At 64.9% G+C, this 20,823-nt stretch carries 2 protein-coding genes (1 of these 2 cut by a window edge); both read left to right on the forward strand.

Annotation, left to right across the window (positions count from 1 at the left end):
• A protein-coding gene (locus tag M1D99_RS09755) for a non-ribosomal peptide synthase/polyketide synthase (RefSeq protein WP_458131693.1) crosses the window boundary here: on the forward strand, nucleotides 1-8,252 show its 3' portion. 2,836 nt of this gene lie to the left of the window's left edge; only the last 8,252 of its 11,088 coding nucleotides appear in the window; the start codon falls outside the window, past its left edge; the stop codon is at nucleotides 8,250-8,252.
• Entirely contained in the window at nucleotides 8,252-20,785 is a 12,534-nt protein-coding gene (locus M1D99_RS09760; RefSeq protein ID WP_458131694.1) for a non-ribosomal peptide synthase/polyketide synthase, read from the forward strand. The genes M1D99_RS09755 and M1D99_RS09760 overlap by 1 nt, the downstream gene beginning before the upstream one ends.
• The last annotated feature ends 38 nt before the right edge of the window (nucleotides 20,786-20,823 follow it).

Here is a 20,823-nt window from a genome sequence, read left to right on the forward strand (position 1 = left end):
GCCAGCAACTGGTGGCGTACGTGATCTCGGCGCAAATCGGCGAGGATAAAGCTGGCCTGCGCGACCAGATCAAGACCCAGCTCAAGTCAGATTTGCCGGACTACATGGTGCCGACGCACCTGTTGTTCCTCGACCAATGGCCGTTGACCGCCAACGGCAAGCTCGACCGCAAGGCCTTGCCCACCGCCGACGCCAGCCAGGTCCAGCAGGACTATGTGGCGCCGCGAAGTGAACTGGAACAACAGATCGCGGCGATCTGGCAAGACGTGCTCAAGGTCGAGCGGGTCGGCTTGAGCGATAGCTTCTTCGAACTGGGCGGCCACTCGCTGCTGGCGACGCAGATGGTGTCGCGCATTCGCCAGGCCCTCGGCCTGAACCTGCAATTGCGCCAGTTGTTCGAGAACGCCAGCCTTGAGGCTTGTGTGGCGGCGCTGATGGACGGCGACGTGGCACGGCCGGCGAGCATCCCGCGTCTTTCCCGGGACCAGGCACCGTTGCCGTTGTCCTACGCCCAGCAACGCCAGTGGTTCCTCTGGCAGATGGAGCCCGACAGCGCGGCGTACCACATTCCGGCGGCGCTGCGGATTCAGGGCAACCTGGACCTGGAGGCTTTGCAGCAGAGTTTCGCCGCCCTGGTGCGGCGCCACGAAAGCCTGCGTACCACCTTCGTCCAGGTCGACGAGCAAGCGTGCCAGGTCATTCACCCACAGATGAACCCGGTGGTAATCCCGCAGATGCTCGAGGGCGGCAATGAACAGATCCAGGCCTTCGTCCGCCAGCAGATCGCCCAGCCCTTCGACCTGCAAAACGGCCCGCTGCTGCGGGTCGGCCTGCTGCGGGTGGCGGCCGACGAGCATGTGCTGGTGCTGACCCAGCACCACATCGTCTCCGATGGCTGGTCGATGCAATTGCTGGTGCAAGAACTGATGCAAGGTTATGCCGCGTGCCGCCAGGGTGAGTCCCTGGCATTGGCCGAGCTGCCGATCCAGTACGCTGATTACGCGGTATGGCAACGTCAGTGGATGGACGCCGGCGAGCGGGAACGGCAACTGGCGTATTGGACCGATGTGCTGGGGGGCGAGCAGCCGTTGTTGGCGCTGCCCACCGACCGGCCGCGCCCGACCCGGCAGAGTTTTGCCGGCGCCCGCCTGGCGATCGACTTGCCGCAGGCCTTGGGCCAACAACTGCGACAGCTGGCCCAGCGCGAAGGCAGCACGCTGTTCATGGTCTTGCTGGCCTCGTTCCAAGCCTTGCTGCACCGCTACAGCGGCCAGTCGGACATTCGTGTCGGCGTGCCCATCGCCAACCGCAACCGGGTGGAAACCGAAGGCCTGATCGGCTTTTTCGTCAACACCCAGGTGCTCAAGGCCGAGGTCGATCCGCAGCAGCGTTTCAGTGAATTGCTGGCGCAGGTCAAACAGGCGGCCATCGGCGCCGAGGCCCATCAGGACCTGCCGTTCGAACAGTTGGTCGAAGCCCTGCGGCCTGAGCGCAACCTGAGCCACAGCCCGTTGTTCCAGGTGTTGTACAACCACCAGAGCGTGGCTCGCCAGGCACTGCCGGCGCTGCCCGGTCTGGTGATCAAGGCCCAGGAATGGGAAAGCCAGACTGCCCAGTTCGACCTGACCCTCGACACCCTGGAAGCCGAGGGTGAACTCGGTGCGGCACTGACCTATGCCACTGACTTGTTCGACGCCAGCACCGTGCAGCGCCTCGCGGAACACTGGCTGAACCTGCTGCACGGCATCGTCGCCGATGCCCGCCAACGTATCGGTGAATTGCCGTTGCTGACGGCCACCGAGCACCAGCAACACATCACCCAATGGAACCCGGCCCCGCGCAGCTTCCCGGGCGAGGCCTGCCTGCATCAGCGCATCGCCGAGCAGGCGCGCTTGCGTCCCGACGCCATCGCGTTGCGTTGCAACGCCCAAACCCTGACCTACGGCGAACTCAACACCCAGGCCAACCGCCGCGCCCATCAGTTGATAGCCCACGGCGTCGGCCCGGATGTGCTGGTGGGATTGGCGGTCGAGCGGGGCTTCGACATGCTGGTGGGCCTGCTGGCGATCCTCAAGGCCGGCGGCGCCTACGTGCCGCTGGACCCGACGTATCCCCAGGATCGTCTGGCCTACATGATGCAGGACAGCGGCATTCGCTTGCTGCTGACTCAAGCGGCTCTAGTCGATCAATTACCGGTGCCGGATGGCGTGCAGACGCTGCTGTTGGACGCCGACGTCAGTGCTTTCACCAACAACGATCCGCACGTAGCAATGGACGCTGCGAACCTCGCCTACGTGATCTACACCTCTGGCTCCACCGGTAATCCGAAAGGCACCTTGCTGCCGCACCACAACGTGCTGCGCCTGTTCGAGGCCACCGAACCCTGGTTCAACTTCGGCGCGCAGGATGTCTGGAGCCTGTTCCATTCCTACGCGTTCGACTTCTCGGTCTGGGAAATCTTTGGCGCGTTGCTGCATGGCGGTGAGTTACTGATCGTGCCGTATGACATCAGCCGTTCACCGCAGCAGTTCCACGAATTGCTCTGCGATGCCGGGGTGACGGTGCTCAACCAGACACCGTCGGCGTTCAAGCAATTGATGCATGAAGCCTGCACTGACTCGCGAAGCAATGCCTTGCGCTACGTGGTGTTCGGCGGCGAGGCGCTGGACGTCAAGTCCTTGCGCCCGTGGTTCGAGCGCTTTGGCGACGCGGCGCCGCAACTGATCAACATGTACGGCATCACCGAAACCACCGTGCACGTGACCTACCGTCCGCTGTCAGTGGCGGACCTGGAACAGGACGCCAGCAGCCCGATTGGCGAACCGATTGCCGACCTGTCCTGGTACTTGCTGGACGGCGATTTGAACCCGGTACCAAAAGGCTGCATCGGTGAGTTGTACGTCGGTCGCGCCGGCCTGGCCCGGGGCTACTTGAATCGTGGCGACCTCACCGCATTGCGGTTCATCCCCGACCCGTTCGGCGAAAGCGGCGCACGGCTGTACCGCACCGGCGACCTGGCGCAGTACCGCAGCGACGGTGTGATCGAGTACATCGGTCGCATCGACCATCAAGTGAAGATTCGCGGTTTCCGCATCGAACTGGGGGAGATCGAAGCGCGCCTGAATGCCTTGGATTCCGTGCGCGAAGCGTTGGTGCTGGCCCAGGAAGGGCCGAGCGGCCAGCAACTGGTGGCTTACGTGATCCCAGCGCACATCGGCGAAGACGAAGCGGGCCTGCGCGAGCAGATCAAGACCCAGCTCAAGGCCGATCTGCCGGACTACATGGTGCCGACGCACCTGTTGTTCCTCGAACAATGGCCGCTGACCGCCAACGGCAAGCTCGACCGCAAGGCCTTGCCCACCGCGGACGTCAGCCAGGTCCAGCAGGATTACGTGGCGCCGCGAAGTGAGCTGGAACAACAGATTGCGGCGATCTGGCAAGACGTGCTCAAGGTCGAGCGGGTTGGCTTGAGCGATAACTTCTTCGAGTTGGGCGGCGACTCGATTGTCTCCATCCAGGTGGTCAGTCGCGCCCGCCAGGCGGGCATTCGCTTTACTCCCAAAGATTTGTTCCAGCACCAGACCGTGCAGGCGCTGGCAGGTGTCGCCCAGACCGGTGGGGAAGCGTCGGCAATCGATCAGGCGCCGGCCGAAGGGTCGACGCCGCTGCTGCCGATTCAACAGGCGTTTTTCGCCGAGGCGATTCACCAGCGTCACCATTACAACCAGTCGGTGCTGCTGCAACCGGCCAGTCCGTTGCAAGCATCCGTGGTGGAGCAGGCTTTGCAGGCGTTGGTGCTGCACCACGACGCCTTGCGTTTGTCCTTCAATGAAACCGCCGAAGGTTGGCGCGCCGAGCACCGTGAGGTGGCGGCGCAACAGCAAGCTTGGGGGAACGACGGTTTGCTGTGGCAGCGTGACGTGGCCGATGCCAGCGCGTTGGAAACCCTCGCCAACCAGGCCCAGCGCAGCCTCGACCTGCACGCCGGGCCGCTGCTGCGCGGCGTCCTGGCGACCTTGGCCGACGGCAGCCAGCGCCTGTTGCTGGTGGTCCATCACCTGGCGGTGGACGGTGTGTCGTGGCGGATCCTGTTCGACGACCTGCAAACCACCTACCAGCAGTTGCTCGCCGGCCAAAGGCTGCAACTGCCGGCCAAGACCAGCTCGGTCAAGGTGTTTGCCGAGCAGTTGCAGGCCCACGCCCGCAGCGCGGAACTGCAACAGCAATTGGCCTACTGGCAAGGGCAACTGCACGACGCCCCGACCGACCTGCCGTGCCTCGACCCCGAGGCGATCGGGCAAAACCACGAGGCCGTCACCGTTCATACACGGCTCGACGCGCACTTGACCCGGCAGCTGCTGCAAGAGGCGCCGGCGGCCTATCGCACCCAGGTCAACGACCTGTTGCTCACGGCCCTGGCCCGGGTGATCTGCCGCTGGACCGGTTACGACAGTCTGTTGCTGCAGCTCGAAGGCCATGGTCGCGAAGAGCTGTTCGCCAATGTCGACCTGACCCGCACGGTGGGGTGGTTCACCAGCCTGTTCCCGGTGCGGTTGTCGCCGGCCGTCGAACTGGCGGACTCGATCAAGTCGATCAAGCAGGGGCTGCGGACGATTCCCGACAAAGGCGTGGGGTTCGGTGCGCTGCGTTACCTGGGCGACGACGCCAGCCGGGCGGCCCTGGAAGCACTGCCGGTGCCGCGCATCACGTTCAACTACCTCGGTCAGTTCGACGGCAGTTTCGATCAGGACCAAGGCGCGCTGTTCAGCCCGGCCAGCGAAAGCGCCGGTGACGAGCAAAGCCCGCTGACCACCTTGGGCAACTGGCTGACGCTCAACGGCCAGGTGTTCGATGGCGCGCTGCGGTTGGGCTGGACGTTCAGCCAGCGACAGTTCGAGCCGGCGATCATCCAGCAGCTGGCCGATGACTACGCCAGCGAGCTGGCGCTGCTGATCGCCCATTGCTGTGACCCGACGAACCAGGGCATGACGCCGACGGATTTCCCCCTGGCCGGCCTGACCCAGGCGCAGCTCGATGGCCTGGCGCTGTCGGCGCGCGGGGTGGAAGACCTTTACCCGCTGGCGCCGATGCAGCAGGGCATGTTGTTCCACAGCCTCTACGAGGCGGGCAGCGGCCAGTACATCAACCAGATGCGCCTGGACATCGAAGGCCTCGACCCACGGCGTTTCGAGGCCGCCTGGCAAGCGGCGGTCGATGCCCATGACATTCTGCGCAGCAGTTTTATCTGGCAGGGCAGCGAGCGCCCGGTGCAGGTGGTGCACAAGCAGGTGCGCGTGCCATTCACCTCCCTGGACTGGAGCGCCCGTGCCGATGTCAGTCAGGCCCTGGACGCACTGGCGGATGCCGAACGCGAGCAGGGCTTCGACCTGGCCTGCGCGCCGTTACTGCGCCTGGTGCTGGTGCGCACCGCCGAGCGGCGTTATCACCTGATTTACACCCATCAACACATCCTGATGGATGGCTGGAGCAACTCGCAGTTGCTCGGCGAGGTGCTGCAACGCTATGACGGCCAGGCCCTGCCACGCCCGGCCGGGCGTTATCGGGACTACATCGCCTGGCTGCAAGGCCGCGACGCCCAGGCCAGCGAAACCTTCTGGCTGGCGCAACTGCAAGATTTGGAGGCACCGACCCGTCTGGCCGAGACCCGCGTTGCGACGCTGCAACCAGCGTTGGAAAGCAGCCACGCCAGCCACTATCACCACCTGACGCCCGAGCAGACCCAAGGCCTGAGCGAGTTCGCCCGCCAGCAGAAAGTCACCCTCAACACCGTCGTCCAGGCGACCTGGCTGTTGCTGCTGCAACACTACACCGGACACGCCACCGTGGCCTTCGGCGCCACCGTGTCGGGGCGTCCGAGCGAGCTCAAGGGCGTCGAACAGCAGATCGGCCTGTTCATCAACACCTTGCCGGTCATCGCCAGCCCGCGTCCGGAGCAAGCGCTGAGCGAGCTGCTGCTACAGGTCCAAGGCCAGAACGTGGCCTTGCGCGAGCACGAACATACGCCGCTGTTCGAGATCCAGCGCTGGGCCGGGCAGGGCGGCGACGGTTTGTTCGACACCTTGCTGGTGTTCGAAAACTACCCCGTGTCCCAGGCCCTGCAAGAGCAGGCGCCCTCGGGCTTGAGCTTCGGCAGCGTGGCCAGCCAGGAACAGACTAATTTCCCGTTGACCCTGGCCGTCAATCTAACTGACATCCTGAGCCTGCACTTCACCTATGCCCATGCTGCTTTCCCTACACACACCGTCGAGCGCCTGGCTGAGCAGGTGGCACACATGCTCGCGCAGATGGTGAGCCTGCCGGCTGGCGGTTGCGTGGGCGACATCCAACTGCTGGATGCGACGACCCGCGACAGGCTGCTGGGCGACTGGAACGCCACGTCGGTGGTGGAACCGCCTCGGCGCCTGGTTCATCAATGGATCGAGGCCCAGGCCCAAAACAGCCCCGACGCGGTCGCCCTGGTCAGCGAGCAGGAAACGCTCACTTACGCCGAGCTCAATGCCCGGGCCAATCGCCTGGCCCATGGCTTGATCGAACGCGGCATTGGCCCCGATGTCTTGGTGGGCCTGGCGTTGTCGCGCAGCGTGCAGATGGTGGTCGGCTTGCTGGCGGTACTCAAGGCCGGTGGCGCCTACGTGCCGCTGGACCCGGCCTATCCCCGGGATCGACTGGCGTACATGGTCGAGGACAGCGGTATCGCCTTGCTGCTCACTGAAACCGAGGTGCTGCCGCTGTTCGGCGACGCTGCCGTGGCCGCGCTGCTGTTGGATCAACCCGGGCAATGGCTGGCCGGCTACAGCGAGCGCGACCCTGGCGTGGTCATCGACGGCGAGAACCTCGCTTATGTGATCTACACCTCCGGCTCTACCGGCAAGCCCAAGGGCGTGACCTTGCGCCATGCCGCCCTGAGCAACCACATGGCGTGGATGCAAGGTTGCTTGAAACTGACGGCCGCCGACCGCGTCCTGCAGAAAACCGCGATCAGTTTCGATGCCTCGGTCTGGGAGTTCTGGCTGCCGTTGATGAGCGGCGCGCAGCTGGTGCTCGCCAACCCGCACCTGAACCTCGACCTGACCACCCTCTGGGCCGACGTGGCGCGGTGGCGCATCAGCGTGCTGCAAATGGCGCCGTCGCTGTTGCAGGCCTTGCTGCCAGTGGCGACCCGCGAACAGCTGGCCTCCCTGCGCCTGCTGCTGTGCGGTGGCGAAGCCCTCAGCGCGCACCTGTCGCGCCAGGTCATGGCGCTGTTCGAGGGTGAACTGCGCAACCTGTATGGCCCGACCGAAGCGACCATCGACACCAGCAGCCATGCCGTGGTGCGCGACAGCGAGGACGACGCCGAGCGAATCATCGCCATTGGTCGTCCCATCGATAACGTGCGCACCTACGTGCTGGATGCGGCATTGCAGCCTTGCGCCGTGGGCGCCGTCGGCGAGTTGCACATCGCCGGTGATTCCCTGGCCCGTGGTTACCACCAGCGACCGGCCCTGAGCGCCGAGCGCTTCATTCCCGATCCGTTCGCCCCCGTTGCGGGCGGTCGCCTGTATCGCACCGGTGACCTGGCGCGTTATGGCGCGGACGGGGTGATCGAGTACCTCGGCCGGATCGACCATCAAGTGAAGATCCGTGGCCTGCGCATCGAACTGGGGGAAATCGAAGCGCGCCTGCAGGCCGATGCCGAGGTGCGCGATGCGGTGGTGCTGGCGCGGGACGACGTGAGCGGACCGAACCTGGTGGCCTATCTGGTCGGCCAGGACGGCTCCCTGGATTCGGCCAGCCTGGGCGACCGACTCAAGGCGCGACTGGCGGCCCAGGTGCCGGACTTCATGGTGCCGACCCATTGGGTCTTCCTCGACCGCTTGCCGCTGACCCCCAACGGCAAGCTCGATCGCAAGGCCTTGCCGGCACCGGACACCCGTGCCCTGCAACCGGCTTACCTGGCGCCCCGGAGCGACCTGGAATGCCGGGTCGCGGCGATCTGGCAAGACGTGCTCAAGGTCGAGCAGGTCGGGCTGGGCGACGACTTCTTCGAGCTGGGCGGGCATTCGCTGCTGGTGGTGAGCGTGGTCTCGCGCCTGCAACTGGAACTGGGCTTGACCTTGACCCCGCAACTGATTTTCCAATTCCCGGTACTCGGCGCGTTCGTGGCGCAACTCGAGCCTGCCGGCGAACCCATGAGTACGTCGAAATTGAGCAAGCTTGAAGCGCTGCTCGATGAATTTGAGGAGGTTTGATGGACACCGCTGTCGCACAACGTATTGCCAGGCGCTTCATAACGCTGCCGCTGGAAAAACGTCGCTTGTACTTGCAGAAAATGCTCGAAGAGAACGTTTCCCCGGCGAACCTGCCCATTGCGCCTGTCAGTGCCGAGTTCGACACGTTGTCGCTGTCGTTTGCCCAGGAACGCCAATGGTTCCTCTGGCAGTTGGACCCCGAGAGCGCGGCTTATCACATGCCCACGGCCCTGCGCTTGCGCGGGCCGCTGGACATCGCTGCGCTGGAGCAAAGTTTCACGGCGTTGGTGGCGCGTCACGAGAGCCTGCGCACCACCTTCCAGATCCATGGCGAGCAGGTCGTGCAGCAAGTGCACGCGGCGGCGCCGGTGCGTTTGCAGGCCGACGCCCTGGAACCATTGCCGGACGAGACGCAGCTGCGCCGGTTGATCGAAGCAGAAACTCGCCAGCTCTTCGACCTACAACAGGGGCCACTGCTGCGTACGCGCCTGCTGCGGTTGGCTGCGGATGATCACGTGTTGATCGTGACCTTGCACCACATCGTTGCCGATGGCTGGTCGATGCAGGTGATGGTCGAGGAATTGGTCAACGGCTACGCCGCCTTCAGCCAGGGCCGCGCGCTGGAACTGCCGGCGCTGCCGATCCAGTACACTGACTACGCCATCTGGCAGCGGCACTGGATGGAAGCGGGCGAGCGCGAGCGCCAGTTGGAATACTGGACCGCACGCTTGGGGGGCCAGCAACCGGTGCTGGAACTGCCGACCGATTTCCCGCGTCCGGCGGTGATGAGCTATCGCGGCGCGCGGCTGGAGCTCGCCATCGACGGGGTACTGGCCGGCGACCTCAAACACATGGCCCAGCGTGAGGGCGTCAGCCTGTTCATGATTTTGCTGGCCTCGTTCCAGGCGCTGCTGCATCGCTACAGCGGCCAGAACGACATCCGCGTCGGCGTGCCGACGGCCAACCGCAACCGGGTCGAGACCGAGCGCCTGATCGGCTTTTTCGTCAATACCCAGGTGCTCGACAGCGATGTGCAGAGCGAGGATGCGTTTGGCGCCTTGCTGCAACAAGTGAAACAGACAGCCCTGGGCGCCCAGGCTCACCAGGAGCTGCCGTTCGAACAATTGGTCGAAGCGTTGCAGCCTGAGCGCAACCTGAGCCACAGCCCGCTGTTCCAAGTGATGTTCAACCACCGGACCCAAGGCCCGGCGGGTGAGGGGCCGGTCGGTGCGTTGAAAGTCGAGGGGCTGAGCTGGGATTCGCACACGGCACAATTCGACCTGACCCTGGAAACCGTCGAGCATGGCGAAGGCCTTTCGGCTGCACTGATCTATGCCACCGACCTGTTTGGCGCCGAGACGATTGCGCGCATGGCCGGGCATTGGCAGAACCTGTTGCGGGCCATCGTGGCCGACCCGGCACAGCGCATCGGTGAATTGCCGTTGCTCGACGCGGCCGAGCGCCGGGCCTTGCTCGACGACGGCCAGCGCACCGCGGTGCCGGCGCCCGAGGCGGGTTTTGTCCACCAACTATTCGAAAGACAAGCGGCGCGCACCCCGGACGCCCCGGCGCTGGTGATTGACGGCGAGCGCTGGAGCTACGGCCAACTCAATGCCCGGGCCAATCAACTGGCGGGGAAACTGCAAAGCCTCGGCGTGACTTCCGATGTCCTGGTGGGCATTGCCGTGGAGCGCAGTGCGCACATGTTGGTGGGCCTGCTGGCGATCCTCAAGGCCGGCGGCGCCTACTTGCCGCTGGACCCGGCGTTCCCCCAGGACCGCCTGGCATACATGATCGAAGACAGCGGCATCGAGCTGCTGCTGACCCAGAGTTCACTGCTCAACCAGCTACCACTGTCCTGTGGGAGCGAGCCTGTGGGAGCACAGCTTGCTCGCGATGGCGGTAGTTCAGTCAATGGTGATGGTGGGTGTGCCGACGCTATCGCGAGCAAGCTGTGCTCCCACAGGCTCGCTCCCACAGGGGCCGGGGTTGGCGTTAAGACATTGGTATTGGACCAGGAGGGTGACTGGCTCGACGGCTATAGCTGCGAGGCGCCGGCAACGCGCCTGGATGCGGAACACCTGGCCTACGCGATCTACACCTCCGGCTCCACCGGCAAGCCCAAGGGCGTCATGGTGCGCCACGGCGCGCTGACCAACTTCGTCGCGAGCATGGCCAAGGCACCGGGCATGACGGCCCAGGATCGGGCGTTGTCGCTGACCACGTTCTCGTTCGATATTTTCGGCCTGGAAATCTACGTGCCGCTGATGGTCGGCGCATGCATCGTGCTGACCGGCCAACACGTCGCCCAGGACCCATACGCGGTGTTGGCGTTGATCGCGGCCGAGCAGGTCAATGTGCTGCAGGCCACGCCGTCGACCTGGCGCATGTTGCTGGACAATGAAAACGCCCAGGGTCTGCGCGGCTGCAAATGCCTGTGCGGGGGCGAGGCGTTGCCCCGGGAACTGGCCGTGCGCATGCTCGCCCTCGGCGGTGAAGTGTGGAACCTCTATGGCCCGACGGAAACCACCATCTGGTCGGCCTTGCACCCGTTGCAAACCCAGGCCGCGCAACCGTGGCTCGGCGGGCCGATCGACAATACCGCGCTGTACATCGTCGGTGCCGACCTGATGCCAGTGCCTTATGGCGTGGCCGGTGAATTGCTGATCGGCGGCCAGGGCCTGGCCCGTGGTTATTTCCAACGTCCGGCGCTGACCGCCGAACGTTTCGTGCCCCATCCTTTTATCGCCGGCGAGCGTTTGTACCGCACCGGTGACCTGGCGCGCCAGCGTGCCGACGGGATCCTCGAATACCTCGGGCGCATCGACCATCAAGTGAAGATCCGCGGCTTTCGCATCGAGTTGGGAGAGATCGAGGCACGCCTGCTGGAACAGGGCAGCGTGCGGGAAGCGGCGGTGCTGGCCCAGGACGCGCCGGGCGGCCAGGCGTTGGTGGCGTACATCGTGCCGAGTACAGAGCTGAGTGACCTGGACGCCACCGCCCAGAGCGGCCTGCGCGACAGCCTCACCACACGGCTCAAGGTCAACCTGCCCGACTACATGGTGCCGTCCCACGTGGTGCTGTTGCCGCGCTTCCCGCTGACGCCCAACGGCAAGCTGGATCGCAAGCAATTGCCCAAGCCCGATGCCAGCCAATGGCAGAAAACCTATGTCGCGCCGCAGACGTCCAGGCAGCAGGCGGTGGCGACGATCTGGGCGGATATCCTCAAGGTCCAGCGGGTCGGCCTGGACGACAGTTTCTTTGAGCTGGGTGGCCACTCCTTGCTGGCGACCCAGGTGATGTCACGGATTCGCCAGCAACTGAATATTCAGGTGCCGTTGCGCCTGTTGTTCGCCCATCACAGCCTGCGGGCGTTTGTCGAGGCCATGGGCACGGCATCGGCGCACGATGAAGCGAGCATCCCACGCATTGCTCGCGACCAGCCGCTGGCGCTCTCGTTCGCCCAGCAACGGCAGTGGTTCCTCTGGCAACTGGAACCCACCAGCAGCGCCTATCACATTCCCGCGGCCCTGCGTTTGCGCGGTACCCTCGACCGTGGAGCGTTGCAACGGAGCTTCGATGCGCTGGTGGCGCGTCACGAGAGCCTGCGGACCCGCTTCGTGCTCGATAACGAGCGCCCCCTGCAAGTGATCGACGAACCGGCGCCGCTGGCCCTGGCGGTCGAATCAATCGACGCCACTGTCGATGACCAGGCCTTGCGCGGCTTGATCGAAGCCGAAACCCGGCAGTTGTTCGATTTGCAGCGCGGCCCGTTGCTGCGGGTCAAGTGGCTGCAACTGGGCGCTGATGACCATGTGCTGATCCTGACCCAGCACCACATCGTCTCCGATGCCTGGTCGATGCAGATCATGGTCGACGACCTGCTGCAGCTGTACGCAGGTTTCAGCCAGGGCCAGGCCGTGGAACTGGCGCCGCTGCCGATCCAGTACGCCGACTACGCGCACTGGCAGCGGCAATGGCTGGCGGCAGGGGAGCAGCAGCGTCAACTCGATTACTGGATCGAGCAGTTGGGCGGCGAGCAACCGATTCTCGAACTGCCGACCGACCATCCGCGCCCGGCCCAGCAAAGTTATCGCGGCGCACGGCTGCCCATCGTCATCGAACCGGCGTTGGCCGAAGGCCTCAAGCGCCTGGCCCAGCAGCACAACAGCACGCTGTTCATGCTCTTGCTCGCCGGCTTGCAGACCTTGTTGCACCGCTACAGCGGCCAGGACGACATCCGCGTCGGCGTGCCGATTGCCAACCGTAACCGGGTGGAAACCGAGCGCCTGCTGGGTTTCTTCGTCAACACCCAGGTGCTCAAGGCCGACATCGACGGCAACCTGCGATTCGACCAGTTGCTCGATCAGGTCAAGCAACGCGCATTGGGTGCCCAGGCCCACCAGGACCTGCCATTCGAACAACTGGTGGAACGGCTGGAGCCAGCGCGCAACCTGAGCCACACGCCATTGTTCCAAGTGATGTTCAACCATGCCAGCGATGCCCGCCGGGACCTGTCGGCGTTGCCGGGCCTGAGCCTGGAGCCACTGACCTGGGATGCAGGCACCGCCCAGTTCGACCTGACCCTGGACACCTTCGAATACGCCGATGGCCTCAGCGCCGCGCTGACTTACGCCAGCGACCTGTTCGAGCCGAGCACCATCGCCCGCCTCGGCGAGCACTGGCTGAACCTGTTGCGCGCCATCGTCGTCAACCCGACCCAGCGCATCGCCGAACTGCCGATGCTGGACGGGGCGCAGCGGCGCCTGATCGTCGAGGACTGGAACCGCACCTTCGCCGATTACCCGAACCATTTCCCGGTGCATCAGTTGATCGAAGCCCAGGTCGAGCGTGACCCCAACGCCGAGGCGCTGGTGTTCGAAGGGCAGTCGCTGAGCTATGCCCAGCTCAACGCCCGCGCCAACCCGTTGGCCCACGCCTTGATCGCTCGCGGCGTCGGCCCGGATGTGCTGGTGGGCATCTCGGTGCAGCGCAGCGTGGAAATGGTCGTTGGCCTGCTGGCGATCCTCAAGGCCGGCGGCGCCTACGTGCCGTTGGACCCGGACTACCCGCCGGAGCGCCTGGCCTACATGATCGAGGACAGTGGCATCGAGTTGCTGCTGACCCAAAGCTCATTGCTCAACCAATTCTGTGGGAGCGAGCCTGCTCGCGATAGCGGCCTGACAGTCGATATTGATGTTGAATGTGATGGCCTCTTCGCGAGCAGGCTCGCTCCCACAGAGGGTGGTGTCACCACGTTGGTGCTGGATGGGGATGACGATTGGTTGCGCGACAACCCCACCGACAATCCGCCTGTCCGGGTCGTCGCCGAGAACCTGGCCTACGTGATCTACACCTCTGGCTCCACCGGCAAGCCCAAGGGCGCCGGCAACAGCCATGGCGCGCTGACCAACCGCTTGTGCTGGATGCAACAGGCCTATGGCCTGGGCGCTGGTGACAGCGTCCTGCAGAAGACGCCGTTCAGTTTCGACGTGTCGGTCTGGGAGTTCTTCTGGCCGTTGGTGACCGGCGTACGCCTGGTCGTCGCGGCACCGGGCGATCATCGTGACCCGCAAAAACTGGTCAGCCTGATCGAACGGGAAACCATCACCACCCTGCATTTCGTGCCGTCGATGCTGCAAGCGTTCGTGCTCGACGCCAACGTCAGCCGTTGCACCAGCCTGTCTCGCATCGTCTGCAGCGGCGAAGCCCTGCCGGTGGATGCCCAGCAGCAGGTGTTCGCCAAGTTGCCCAATGCCCGGCTGTATAACCTCTACGGTCCGACCGAAGCGGCCATCGACGTGACCCATTGGACCTGCCGCGACGAAGGGCGCGATGCAGTGCCCATTGGCGAGCCGATTGCCAACCTGATGACCTACATCCTCGACGATGAGCTGAACCCGGTGCCGAGCGGCGTCAACGGCGAGCTGTACCTCAGCGGCCAGGGCCTGGCCCGCGGTTATCACCGTCGTCCCGAACTGACGGCCGAGCGTTTCGTCGCTAGCCCGTTCGTGGCCGGCGAGCGGCTGTACCGCACCGGCGACCTGGCGCGCTATCGCCCGGACGGGGTGATCGACTACATCGGCCGGATCGACCATCAGGTGAAGGTCCGCGGGTTCCGTATCGAGTTGGGGGAAATCGAAGCACGTTTGCTCGAACACGGGGCGGTGCGCGAAGCGGTGGTGGTGGCCCAGGACAGCCGCAGCGGCAAGGTGCTGAGCGGCTACGTGGTCGCCCAGGCCGAGGCAACCGGCGCTTGGTCCCAATTGCGTGAAGCGCTCCTGGGCCATTTGCGCCTGAGCCTGCCGGAACACATGGTGCCGACGCACCTGACCCGCCTGGAACACATGCCACTGAGCCCGAACGGCAAGCTCGACCGCAAGGCGTTGCCGGCGCCGGACCTGGCCGAGCGCCAAGAGGCGTTCACCGCACCGGTCAACGCCATCGAGCGGGCGCTGGTGGAGATCTGGCAAGGGGTGCTCGGCGTCGAGCGGGTGGGCACCGCCGACAACTTCTTCGCCCTGGGCGGCGACTCGATCAACTCGATCCAGGTGGTCAGCCGGGCGCGTGCCCAAGGCATCGGCCTGACCCCCAAGGATCTGTTCCTGCACCAGAATATCCAGGCCCTGTCGCGGGTCGCCACCGCCACCGACGAAGGGCTGATCGACCAGGGGCCGGTCACCGGCGACAGCGCGCTGGTGCCCATGCAGCACTGGTTCTTCGCCAGCGATATCCCGCACCGCGATCACTGGAACCAATCGGTCCTGCTGACCCCGCGCGAACCGCTGGACATCGCGCACCTGCAACAGGCCCTCGCTCAGGTGGTGGCCCATCACGATGCCCTGCGCCTGCGGTTCACCCAGGCCGACGATGGCCGTTGGCACGCCAGCCACCAGGCCATGGATGAGCAGCCCCTGGAGATCTGGCGGCGCACTGCGCAGGATGCCACCGAGATCGTCGCCATCGCCGACCAGGCGCAACGTAGCCTCGACCTGCAACACGGCCCATTGCTGCGTTGCAGCCTGATCGCGGTGCAGGACGGCAGTGCGCGCCTGCACCTGGCGATTCATCACCTGGTCATGGACGGCGTGTCGTGGCGGGTGCTGCTGGAAGACCTGCAAAACGTCTATCGCCAATTGCGGGCGAACCAGGCGCCAGCCTTGCCGGGCAAGTCCACGGCGTTCAAGGCCTGGGCCGCGCGGTTGCAGGATTACGCCCACGGCGAAACCCTGAACAAGGAATTGGATTACTGGGTCGGGCAACTGGATCAGCCCTTGCCGCCATTGCCACGGGCCCGTCCCGAGGGCAGCCAGGCTGCGGCCCATGGCCGTTCGGTGAGCACGTGCCTGGATGCCAACCAGACCCAGCGTTTGCTCAAGCAAGCGCCGACGGCCTATCGCACCCAAGTCAACGATTTGCTGCTCAGTGCGCTGGCGCAAGTGGTCTGCCAATGGACCGGGCAACCGGCCTGCCTGGTGCAGCTCGAAGGCCATGGCCGCGAAGAGCTGTTCGAGGGCGTCGACCTGAGTCGCACCGTCGGTTGGTTCACCAGCCTGTTCCCGGTGTTGCTGACGCCGGCGAGCGACCCCGCCGAATCGATCAAGCGGATCAAGGAACAACTGCGCGCGGTGCCGAACAAGGGCTTGGGCTACGGCGTCCTGCGTTACCTCGGCGCCGAAGCGGTCCAGCAACGGCTGGCAAAACTGCCGCCAGCGCGCATCACCTTCAACTACCTGGGGCAGTTCGACCAGAGCTTCGATGAGCAGGCGCTGTTCGTCCCGAGTGAGGAGGGCAATGGCGCAGGGCATGGCGACGACGTGGCGCTGGGCAACTGGCTGACCATCGACGGGCGGATTTTCAACGGCCAGTTGTCCCTCGATTGGACCTTCAGTGGCGATGTCTTCGACGAGGCCACGCTCCAGCAATTGGCCGATGCCTACTCGGTGGCGTTGCAGCAACTGATCGACCACTGCTGCACCGACGGGCACCTGGGCCTGACACCTTCCGACTTCCCGCTGGCACGGCTGAGCCAGGCGCAACTCAACGGCCTGCCGGTGGCGCAGGTGGAGGACATCTATCCACTGTCGCCGATGCAGGACGGCATGTTGTTCCATACCCTGGCCGACGACAGCTCCGGCTTGTACATCAACCAGATCTGCCTGCCGGTGCATGGCCTGGACACCGAGCGTTTTGCCCGGGCCTGGACCTCGGTGATCGAGCGCGAGGACATCCTGCGCACCAGTTTCCACTGGCAGGATGGCTTGAGCGCGCCGGTGCAAATCGTCCATCGCCACGTTGAATTGCCGCTGCAGGTCGAAGACTGGCGCGGACAGGACATCAGCGAGCAGGCGATCAGCGCCCGGGCGACCGCCGACTACCTGGCCGGTTTCGACTTGAGCCGCGCGCCCCTGCAACGGGTGTTATTGCTGCGCCTGGAAGATGATCGCTACCAGATGATCTGGACCTGCCACCACATCCTCATGGATGGCTGGAGCAGTTCGCGGTTGTTCGGTGAAGTGCTGCAATTCTACGCCCACGGGCAGGTGCCCAGCCGCAATGGCCGCTACCGCGAATTCATCGAATGGCTGCAACGCCAGGACCAGGGTGCGCTGGAACGCTTCTGGCGCAGCCGCCTCGATACCCTGGAGCAGGCGACCTCCCTCAACCAGGCGATGTTCCCCCGGCATGCCGAGGCACTGCCGGGGCACGAGGCGTTGTATTCGCGCTGGGACGTGACGCAGACCGCTCGCCTGCAACAGGCCTGCCGCGCCTTGCAGATCACCCCCAATACCTTGATCCAAGGGGCGTGGCTGCTGTTGCTGCAACGCTTTACCGGGCAGGACACCGTGGTCTTCGGCGCCACCGTCGCCGGGCGTCCGGCGGGGCTGGTCAACGCCGATAACATTCTCGGCCTGTTCATCAACACCTTGCCGGTGATCCAGACCCTGGATCCCGAGCAGCCGCTGGATCAATGGCTGCAACAGTTGCAGGCCTACAACCTGGACCTTCGTGAGCATTCCCATGCGCCACTGGCGGACATCCAGCGCTGGTCGGGCCTCGGCGGGCAGGGCTTGTTCGACAGCATCATCGTGTTCGAGAACTACCCCATCGACGAACGCCTGGGCGAGCAGCAGGACACCGGCCTGAGCTTCGGCGAGTCGCGCAACCATGACGTGACCAACTTCCCGATGGACCTGGCGGTGAACCTGGGCGAAACGTTGTCCATCGAGTACCTGTTCCTGCGTAACGCCTTCAGCGTCGAAGCGGTGGAACGCATCCGCCGGACGATGGAAGACACCCTGGAAGCGATGATCCATGCACCCCACGCGTGCCTGGGCAATTTGCAGCGCTTGTCGGTGGAACAATGGCAGGCCTTCGAACAATGGAGCGCGGCGCCGAACGGCTGCTATCAGCCGCAGCTGTTGCCGGAGCTGATTGGCCGGCATGCCCAGTCGCGACCGCAGGCCTCGGCGCTGGTGTGTGGCGACGATTCGTTGAGTTACGGCGAACTGGAGCGCCGGGCCAACCGCCTGGCCCACCGCTTGATCGAACTCGGCGCCGGCCCGGAAGTGGTGGTCGGCGTGGCCCTGGAGCGTTCGGTGGACATGGTCGTGGCGCTGCTGGCGGTGATGAAAAGCGGCGCGGCGTATGTGCCGCTGGACATCGATTATCCACCCGAGCGCCTGGCGTTCATGATCGACGATTCGGCCATGGCGCTGTTGCTGACCCACAGCCGGGTACAGGGGCGCTTGCCGGATCTCGACGGTTTGCCGCGCCTGGCCATCGACGGTTTCGACAGCCGTGGCTACAGCGACTTGCCGCCGCGCAGCGGTTTGCTCGGCGGCAACCTGGCCTACCTGATCTACACCTCGGGTTCCACCGGTCGACCCAAGGGTGTCGCCGTGGCGCACGGGCCGATGAGCATGCACTGCCAGGCCATCGCCGGGCTGTATGACATGGACGAGGACACACGTGAGCTGCATTTCATGTCGTTCGCTTTCGACGGTGCCCATGAACGCTGGCTAAGCACCTTGTTCAGTGGCGGCACCCTGGTGATTCGCGATGGCGCACTGTGGACACCGGAGCAGACCTTCGACGCCTTGCACCGCCATGGCATTACCATCGCCTGCTTCCCGCCGGCCTACCTCAAGCAACTGGCCGAATACGCCGCCCACAGCCAACTGGCGCCACCGCCGGTGCGGGTGTACTGCTTCGGCGGCGATGCGGTGCCGGACCAGACCTTCGAGCAAGTGAAGACGGCGCTGCGCCCACGATTCTTCACCAACGGCTACGGCCCGACGGAAACCGTGGTCACACCCATGTTGTGGAAGGTGCCGGCCAGCCAACGTTGCGAGGCCGCCTACGCGCCGATCGGGCGGGCGGTGGGCGAGCGCGCCTTGTATGTGCTCGACGACCACCTCAACCCGTTGCCGCCGGGCATTGCCGGCGAGTTGTACATCGGTGGCGCGGGCATCGCCCGTGGTTATCACCGTCGCCCGGACCTGAGTGCCGAGCGCTTCGTGCCGGACCCGTTCGGCCAGCCGGGCGATCGCCTGTATCGCAGCGGCGATCTGGTGCGCCAGCGCGCCGACGGCGTGCTCGATTACGTCGGGCGTATCGACCACCAGATCAAGGTGCGGGGCTTCCGCATCGAACTGGGGGAAGTCGAGGCCAGCCTGCGGCAACTGGACGATGTCAGCGATGCGTTGGTGATCGCCCGTGACAGCGCCTCGGGCAAGCAACTGATCGGCTACGTGGTCACCCCCGATGGCGTGGCCATCGGCGATCGGCTCAAGGCCGAGCTGCGGGTGCAATTGCCGGACTACATGGTGCCGGCCCAGGTGATCTGCCTGGAGGCGTTGCCGGTCACGCCAAACGGCAAGCTCGATCGCCAGGCCCTGCCGGAGCCGGAGTTCAAGGGCAGCGAGTATGTGCCGGGGCGCAACCGCGATGAGCAACTGTTGGCCGAGGTCTGGGCTGATGTGTTGCAAGTCGAGCGGGTGGGCATCACCGACAATTTCTTCGAGTTGGGCGGTGACTCGATCCTCAGCCTGCAAGTGGTCTCGCGGGTGCGCAACCATGGCGAGCTGAAGATGGAGCTCAAGCTGCGGGACTTGATGCGCGGCCAGACCATCGAGGCGATTTTCGACCAGCGTTCGAACATGCGCGCCGTGACGGCCGAGGATATGACCCAGGTGGCCGCCGAAGGGCAGTTCAACCTGATTCCGATCCAGCAGTGGTGGTTCGACCAGCGCATGAGCGAACCCCATCACTACAACCAGGCACTGATGCTGCGGGCCCGCCAAGGATTGAACCTGACGGCGTTGGAATTGGCGTTGCGCGGCATGATGCAGCAGCACGACGCCTTGCGCCTGCGCTTCAGCGAAGCCGGCGGACGTCACCTGCAGCATTACCAGGCGCTGGAAGACATGCAGGCGCAGTGGGCCAGCGAACCCTTGCTGTGGCAGCACAGCGTGGCCGATGAGGCTGAACTGGAGTTGTACGCCGAACAGGTGCAACGCAGCCTCGATCTGCACAACGGCCCGGTGTGGCGCACGGCGCACGTGACCTTGGGCAACGGTGAAATCCGCGTGTTGATGGTCATTCATCACCTGGTCATCGACACGGTGTCGTGGCGTTTGCTGCTGCAGGATTTGCAGACCGCTTATACGGCCTACAGTGAGGGCCAGGCACCGAACCTGCCGATTCGCACCAGCAGCTACCGGGCCTGGGCCGAGGGCCTGCAAGTCTATGCGCTGGATTATCCGGCGCAGGAAAAAGCCTGGTGGCTGGAACAGATTGACCAGCCGGGCAGCGAGTTGCCGTGTGACAACCTGCGGGGCAAGAACCAGGTGCAGTACCAGTCGGTGGCGCATTTGAGCTTGTCGGAGCAGCACACCCAGCAGTTGCTCAAACAAGTGCCGGCGGTCTACCAGACGCAGATCAACGACGTGTTGCTGGCGGCGCTGAGTCGGGTGTTGTGCCGTTGGAGCCAGCAGCCTTCGGTGCTGATCCAGTTGGAGGGGCATGGTCGCGAGGACTTGGTCAAGGACATCGACCTGAGCCGTAGCCTGGGCTGGTTCACCAGCATGTTCCCGGTGCGACTGGCCCCGAACCCTGAAGCCGATATCGGCACGTCGGTGCGGGCGGTGCAGCGGCAGTTGGCCGCGGTGCCGAACAAGGGCTTGGGCTACGGCGTGTTGCGCTACATGAGCGGCGAGCCGCTGGCCGCCACCTTGGGGCGTGCGCCCCAGGCCCGGGTGACGTTCAACTACCTGGGGCAGTTCGACCAGAGCTTCGACGACAAGGCATTGCTGGTGCCGGCGGCGGAAAGCTACGGCAGCTGCTACAGCCCCCATGCCGCACTCGGTAACTGGCTGGAAGTGGTGGGGCAGGTGTACGACGGACGCCTGGCGCTGCGTTGCATCTTCAGCACCCGCCGCTACCGTGCCGAGACTGTCGAGGGCTTGATGCGTGCTTACCAGGAGGAACTGGAAGCGTTGATCGAGCACTGCGTGGCGCAGGCGGCTTAAACCTTGTCTCTGTGGCGAGGGAGCTTGCTCCCGCTGGG

The organism is Pseudomonas sp. R3-41 (assembly GCF_054161485.1).